The organism is Actinomadura montaniterrae (assembly GCF_008923365.1).
GTDB classification, from domain to species: Bacteria; Actinomycetota; Actinomycetes; order Streptosporangiales; family Streptosporangiaceae; genus Spirillospora; species Spirillospora montaniterrae.
In genome coordinates this window covers 12,767-19,712 of record NZ_WBMR01000176.1, presented here as the reverse complement: position 1 = coordinate 19,712, position 6,946 = coordinate 12,767, and the positions used below count along the sequence as shown (strand labels likewise).

Genomic DNA, 6,946 nt, shown 5'->3' with positions numbered 1-6,946 from the left:
GCCGTGCTCACGTTCGCGGTGCTGGCCCTGCTCGCCGCGCCGCTGGTGGAGTTCGCGCGCGCACGGGCCGCGTCGGCCGCCCGGACGCACGGCAGCGACGCCGGCGCCGCCGACCAGCGCGAAAGCTTCTGGCACGCCCTCGCCCCCGACGACCGGCGCGCCGTCCGCGCCGCCGCGCGCCCCCGCGTCTACGGTCCGGGCACGCCGATCCTGCGGCAGGGCCACACGGCGGACTACGTCGTCGTCATCCGGTCGGGCTGGACGAAGATCCGCGTCGACCGGGCCGGCGAGGAGCGGATCGTCGCGGTCCGCGGGCCCGGCGACCTCGTCGGCGAGCGGGCGCTGTTCGCGGACGACACCTGGTCCGCCACGGTCATCGCGCTGGACACGGTGCGGGCCCTCGTCGTCGCGGCGGAGGACTTCCGGCCGCTGGTGGAGAGCCGTCCCGGCGTCCAGTCGGTCCTGGAGAAGCAGGCGCACGACCGCGCCGTCGAGGAGGCGGGCCGCACGACGAGCACGGAGCTGGCCGACACCCAGCGGCGGCTGGCCGCGCTGTTCACCACGCTGTCGCGGGCGCGGGGCCGCACGCTCCCCGTGACGGGCGGGGAGCTGGCCGGCTGGACGTCGTCGTCGCCGGCGGCCGTCGACAGCGTGCTCGCCCGGTGGGACGGCGAGGGCCTGGTCCGGGCCGGGACCGCGACGATCGACGTCCTCGCCCCGGACCGGCTGGAACGCCTCACCGCCGCCGCCGCGCCCCCGGGCCCGGCCTCCGGCGCCCCCTTCCTGACCGGCCAGGACTGCACGGTGATGTTCGCCGACGTGGTCGGGTTCGGCTCGCCGGAGCGGACGGAGTCCGACCGCGCGGCCATCCGCAGGGTGCTGTTCCGGTCGCTGGAGGACGCGTTCGACGCGGCCGGGATCCCGTGGGCGGCGTGCCACCACGAGGACCGCGGGGACGGCGCGCTGCTCGTCATCCCGCCGGGCGTCCCCGCCGCCGCGCCCGCGGGGCCGCTGGCCAGGGCGCTCGCCGACCGCATCGCCCGGCACGACGGCGGGGCCGGCGCGCCCCTGCGGTTCCAGGTGCGCGTCGCGGTGGACACCGGCCCGGTGCACGCGGGCCCGGGCGGGATCACCGGGGCGGTGCTGGGCCGCGCCGCCCGGCTGCTGGACGCGGACGTGCTGCGGCGGCGGCTGGCGCCCGGCGCGGCGGTGCTCGGGCTGATCGTCTCGCCGCTCGTGCACCGCGCGGCGGGCGGCACCGCGCCGGACTTCGAGCCCGTCGAGGTGCGCGGCCCGAAGGACGCCGGCGCCGGCACCGCCTGGCTGCGCCTCTTCCCGCCCCCCACGACAGCGACCTGACGCGCGGGCGCCGCTCGTCGCGGCCTCGGAGAATTGGGGTGCGGGGCCGGAAATCGCCCTGGGAGCATGGCGGGGTGAACGGCATCCTCGAACGGCTCGTCATCGCGCGCACGCTCCGCGTCCCCGTCCCGGAGGGCGGGCCGGGCGCGGGCGCGGCCGCCGCGCGGCAGTTCGACGCCGCGCTGATGTCGGCCGGGTTCAAGCTGTCGCGGGACCTCATGGAGCGGCTGTCCGGGATGGACGAGGGCGCGGTCCTCGACACCGCCGTCCGCGTCCTCGCCACCGTGCGGACCATGGCCGGCGACCACGTCCGGCACAACGTGTACTTCCGCCGCTTCCCGCGCAAGGTTCCCGGCACCGTCGAGTTCTGGGCCCGGTGCATGCAGAAGTGGCTGCTCGACCCGGTGTCGGGCGACGACGTCCGGCGCGCCGCGGCGCAAGGCGCCCTCAACCTGCTCGACTTCCCGGACTACGGGCGCTACCTGCACACCTACGAGGAGATGCTCGCCGCGCACGACGACCTGATCGCGAGCGCGAAGGACCGCGTCACCGTCCTGCACCTGGGCGGGTCCCTCGACCGCGAGATCGAGGACCTGTACGTGGCGCTCGCCGGGAGCGTCACCCCGCTCGACGCCGCCGACCTGGAGGCGCTGCGTCTCCTCGCCGAGCACTGCGCGGGCGGCCGGCAGCCGGACGCGATCCCGGTCCGCGAGAACCGGGCCGTCGTCAACCTGGCCCGCCTGAACGCCGGGCTTCCCCTGCTGCTCGACACCGTCACCGACGTGCTGCGGCTGGCGTGCGCGCTGTCGGACGGCGACGTCACGCTCGCCGAGCCGACCCGGTTCCGGTCGCCGCGCCGGCCGCTGCGGCGCGCTCTGCTCGCCGGCCTGGACGAGGTCGTCCGCGACTCCCCCGCCAAGCTCGGCGACGTCGGCCCGTACCGCGAGGAGTGGAAGCGGCTCGGCGAGCGGCTCCACCCGCACGAGCACCCGGCGTACCCGTACGCGGCGGACGTGTTCGCGGTCGCGCGCGGCGAGAAGGCGGCGCGGTCGTTCGCGGGCCGCGTCGAAGTGCTGGTCGGCGCGGGCGACGTCGCCGGGGCGGCGCGGCTGCTGTCGAGCGCGCCCGGGATGCTGTTCCGGTCGGCGGACCGGCTGCTCCGCACCGCCGAGTCAGACCGAGACCGGGACGCCGTGTTCGAGGCGCTCGAGGCGGCGGCGGGCGGCGCGTCCGGACGCGTCGTGCTGTCGCTGCGCGAGCACCTGCTGAACCGGCTCGGCAAGCCCGGTCGCGCGCGGGTGTTCGCCAACCGGCTCGGGCGCGGCGCCGTCGTCCCGGACGCGCGGCCACCGCTGGGCGGCGACGTGCGGAAGCGCCTGGCGGCGCTGCTGGACGGGGAGATCGCGCGGCGCCTGCCCGAGGCCGGGCACCTGCTCGTCGATCCGGATGTGCTGGACGTCGCCCTGCCGATGAGCGGGAAGGCCGCGGCCTCCGGGCTGGGCGTACTGCCGCGCGGCTCGATGTCGCCGGTCGAGGGCGAACTCCTGCGGTTCTTCGTCTACTGGAAGCAGGCCCGCCACACCACCGACTTCGATCTGTCGGCGCTGATGCTGGACGGCGACTTCCTGAACCCGGCGTGGCTGTCGTACACGTCGCTGACGCAGGTCGGCGGCGCGCACTCCGGCGACATCACCGCGGCGCCGGACGGGGCGTCGGAGTTCATCGACCTGCGGCTCGGCGAGGTCCGCGCGCGGGTGATCATCCCGCAGGTCAACGTGTACTCCGGGGAGGGATTCGAGCAGGTCGCCGAGTCGTTCTTCGGGTTCATGCTGCGCGGCGCCGAGCAGGAGGGGCGGCCGTTCGAGCCGCGCACGGTCCGGATGAAGTCCGACCTGCGCGGGGCGGGCCGGGTCGCGCTGCCGCTGGCGTTCCTGCGCGGCGACGACGGCCGGTGGCGCGCGAAGTGGCTGCACCTGTTCCTCAGGGGCCGGCCCGCGTTCAACCAGGTCGAGGGGAACCGCGTCACGACGGCCGCACTGGTCCGCGCGGTGGCGGAGCGCCGGTACCTGACGGTCCGGTACCTGACCGGCCTGTGGGCGTCCAAGGGCGGGACGATCGAGCCGTGGGACGGCGGCCGGGTGCCCGACGGGCCGGTGACGTTCGTGGGCTTCGAGCGTCCCGAGGGCCTGCACGAGGAGTCGCGGGTGTTCACTCCGGAAAACCTGCGCGACATCGTCCCGGCTTGATTGCTAGCGTGAGAGCGGCGAGGCCATGAGGGGGCTTCCTTCTCACACTTCACATGTATCCAGCCCTCTCGCTCTCCTCGCCCACAGCGTTCGAGGGACGGGCGCCGCCGGCCGGGCGGCGCCCGTCCCTCGCGTCCGGGGCAGAATGGCGGGGTGGCACGTGATTCCGTCCTGACCAGGGCGGTTCGGATCTTCGACGCGTTCGATCCCGACCATCCGTCGCTGTCGGTGTCGGAGATCGCGCGGCGCACCGGCCTGCACGTCGCGACGGCGTCGCGGCTGGTCGAGGAGCTGGTGCGGCACGGGCTGCTGGCGCGCGACGAGCGGCGCCGCGTCCGGGTCGGGCTGCGGATGTGGGAGCTGGCGTCGCGGGCCGCGCCGACGCTCGGGCTGCGCGAGGCCGCGATGCCGTTCATGGAGGACCTGCACGCGGTGACCGGCCACCACACCCAGCTCGGCGTCCTCGACGGCCGCGAGGTGCTGTTCGTGGAGCGGCTGTCGATGCCGAACGCGGTGATCAACCTGACCCGGATCGCGGGACGGCTGCCGCTGCACGCCTCGTCCAGCGGCCTGGTGCTGCTCGCGCACGCGCCCGCCGGCCTCCAGGAGGACGTGCTGGCCGGGGAGCTCGCCGCCTTCACGCCGAGCACCGTGGTGGATCCGCGCAGGCTGCGCGCGCTGCTCGCCGACGTGCGCCGCGGCGGCGTCGCGCTGTGCCCCGGCTACATCGACGAGCGCGCGACCGGCATCGCGGTGCCGATCCGGGGACCCGGCGGCAAGGTGATCGCGGCCCTGTCGGTCGTCGTCCCCAACGACGCCGGGGCGCGGGCGCAGGTCCCCGCGCTGAAGGCGGCGGCGCGGGGCATCTCGCGGGCCGTGGGCGCCGACGTGCTGTGAGCGGACGCACATTCGCCTCTCATCAGATGAGAAAGCCGTGGCCGGGGCGCCGCGCCGGAGGCGATTCTCGAGGCCGTATCCCGACCTCGAGGAGGAGGCCCCATGGCGGAGACGGCCATCGAACTCCGCGTCGCGGCCAAGGACCGGGCGGCCGACGGCGTCGTGACGCTGACGCTCGCCCGCCCGGGCGGCGGCCGGCTGCCGGACTGGGCGCCCGGCGCGCACGTCGACCTCGTCCTCCCGAACGGCCTGACCCGGCAGTACTCGCTGTGCGGCGACCGCTGGGACGCGCGGACGTACCGGGTCGGCGTCCTGCGGGAGCCGGACGGGCGCGGCGGGTCGGCGTTCGTCCATGACGAGCTCCGCGTGGGCGACCCGGTGGGGATCGGCGGGCCTCGCAACAACTTCCGGCTCGTCCCGTCCGAGAAGTACCTGTTCATCGCGGGCGGGATCGGGATCACGCCGCTGCTGCCGATGGTGCGGCAGGCGGAGCTGCTTGGCGCGGACTGGCGGCTCCTCTACGGCGGCCGGTCGCGGACGTCGATGGCGTTCCTGGACGAGCTGGAACCGTACGGCGCGAAGGTCATCGTCGTCCCGCAGGACGAGCGGGGCCTTCTCGATCTGCGCGCCTGGCTGCCTGGTGAGGACCCGGCCACCAAGGTCTACTGCTGCGGGCCGGCGCCGCTCTTGGAAGCCGTCGAGGACCGCTGCGCGGGATGGCGGCCCGGGCTGCTGCGCACCGAGCGGTTCGTGGCCCGGGAGAGCGGCGCCGTCCGCGACGAGCCGTTCGAGCTGGAACTGCGGCGCACGGGCGTGACGGTCCCGGTCCCGCCGGGCCGGTCGGTGCTCGACGCCGCCGGCGCCGCCGGGGCGAGCGTGCTGTCGTCCTGCCGTCAGGGGCTGTGCGGGACGTGCGAGACCGCCGTGCTCGGCGGCGTCCCCGACCATCGCGACTCGATCCTCGACGACGACGAGCGGGAGGCCGGCGACTGCATGTTCGTGTGCGTGTCCCGGTCCCGCAGCGAGCGGCTCGTCCTGGACCTGTGAAAGGAAACGCCATGACCACCGTGCAGGCCCTGCCCGCGATCGACGCCGACCCGTTCGGGCACGAGCACCTCGAAGACCCGCTCCCGCTGCACGAGCGGCTGCGGGAGGCCGGGCCCGTCACCTACCTGACCAGGTACGACGTGTTCGCGCTGGCCCGCTACGAGCACGTGCACGCCGCGCTGGCCGACTGGCAGGGCTTCCAGTCCGCCGCGGGCGTGGGGCTCAGCAACTTCCGGCACGAGAAGCCGTGGCGGCCGCCGAGCCTGCTGCTGGAGGCGGACCCGCCCCGGCACGACGCGCCGCGCGCCGTCCTCGCCAAGGTCCTCGGCCCGCGCGCGCTCCGGCGGCTGCGCGACGGCTGGCTCGCGGACGCCGAACGGCTCGTCGACGAAGTGCTCTCCGAGAACGAGTTCGACGCCGTGCCGCGCCTGGCCGAGGCGTTCCCGCTCCGCGTCTTCCCCGACGCCGTCGGACTCGGCCGCGACGGGCGCGAGAACCTCCTCCCCTACGGCGACCACCTGTTCAACACGTTCGGCCCGGAGAACGACCTCGTCCGCAAGGGTCAGCCGCGCATGCCCGACGTGTCCGGCTGGGTGAACGCCCAGTGCGCGCGCGAGCGCCTGTCCCCCGGCGGGTTCGGCGCGCAGATCTGGGCGGCCGCCGACCGGGGCGACATCACCCCCGAGCAGGCACCGCTGGTCGTCCGGTCACTGCTGTCGGCGGGCGTCGACACGACCGTCCACGGCCTCGCCGCCGTCCTCTACGCCTTCGCCGCGAACCCCGGCCAGTGGCGGCGCCTCCGCGACGAGCCGCACCTCGCCCGCACCGCGTTCGACGAGGCCGTCCGCTGGCAGTCGCCCGTCCAGACCTTCTTCCGGACGGCCGTGGGCGACCAGGAGATCGGCGGCACCGTCGTCCCGGACGGCCGCAAGATCCTCATGTTCCTCGGTGCCGCCAACCGCGACCCGCGCCGCTGGGACGCCCCGGACGCGTTCGACCTGGCGCGCGACCCGTCCGGCCACGTCGGCTTCGGCATGGGCCTCCACCAGTGCGTCGGCCAGCACGTGGCCCGCCTCGAATCCGAAGCACTCCTCACCGCCCTGGCCCGCCGCATAGACCACATCGAACTGGCGGCGACACCCGTCCGCCACCACAACAACACCCTCCGCGCCTGGAAGTCCCTCCCGATCCGCGTCCACCGAGCCTGACCGCGATCCCGGTTGAACACGCGAACGGAAGGCCAGACCCCAGCCACCGCCACGGGCAGGCACGCGGAGCGAGTGCAGCGAGCGCAGCGGGCCTGCCCGCCGACGGACGACGCGTTTCCCGCGGAGCGCCCGCGGAGCGGGAAACGCCTCGTCCGGAGCAACGGGGGTTACAGGGGGGCGCCCCCCCCG

The 6,946-nt window shown here is 75.4% G+C and carries 5 protein-coding genes; all 5 read left to right on the top strand.

Translation table 11 applies throughout. The features are described 5' to 3' along the window. A partial coding sequence (locus F9B16_RS37965; protein WP_151545069.1) for a cyclic nucleotide-binding domain-containing protein occupies nucleotides 1–1,359 on the top strand: 1,359 nt, incomplete at its 5' end. A 74-nt stretch (nucleotides 1,360–1,433) separates the two neighbouring features. Continuing rightward, nucleotides 1,434–3,605 (top strand): TerD family protein, encoded by a 2,172-nt coding sequence (locus F9B16_RS37960; protein WP_151545068.1) that lies wholly within the window; start codon nucleotides 1,434–1,436, stop codon nucleotides 3,603–3,605. A gap of 153 nt (nucleotides 3,606–3,758) precedes the next feature. Continuing rightward, nucleotides 3,759–4,502: an IclR family transcriptional regulator gene (locus F9B16_RS37955; protein ID WP_151545067.1), complete on the top strand. Its 744-nt coding sequence runs from the start codon at nucleotides 3,759–3,761 to the stop codon at nucleotides 4,500–4,502. A gap of 102 nt (nucleotides 4,503–4,604) precedes the next feature. Beyond that, on the top strand, nucleotides 4,605–5,549 hold the full coding sequence (locus F9B16_RS37950) for a PDR/VanB family oxidoreductase (RefSeq protein ID WP_151545066.1): 945 nt from the start codon (nucleotides 4,605–4,607) through the stop codon (nucleotides 5,547–5,549). An 11-nt stretch (nucleotides 5,550–5,560) separates the two neighbouring features. Further along, nucleotides 5,561–6,757 carry a cytochrome P450 gene (locus F9B16_RS37945; RefSeq protein WP_151545065.1) on the top strand — a complete coding sequence of 399 codons (1,197 nt, stop codon included), beginning with the start codon at nucleotides 5,561–5,563 and terminating at the stop codon, nucleotides 6,755–6,757. Nucleotides 6,758–6,946 lie beyond the last annotated feature (189 nt).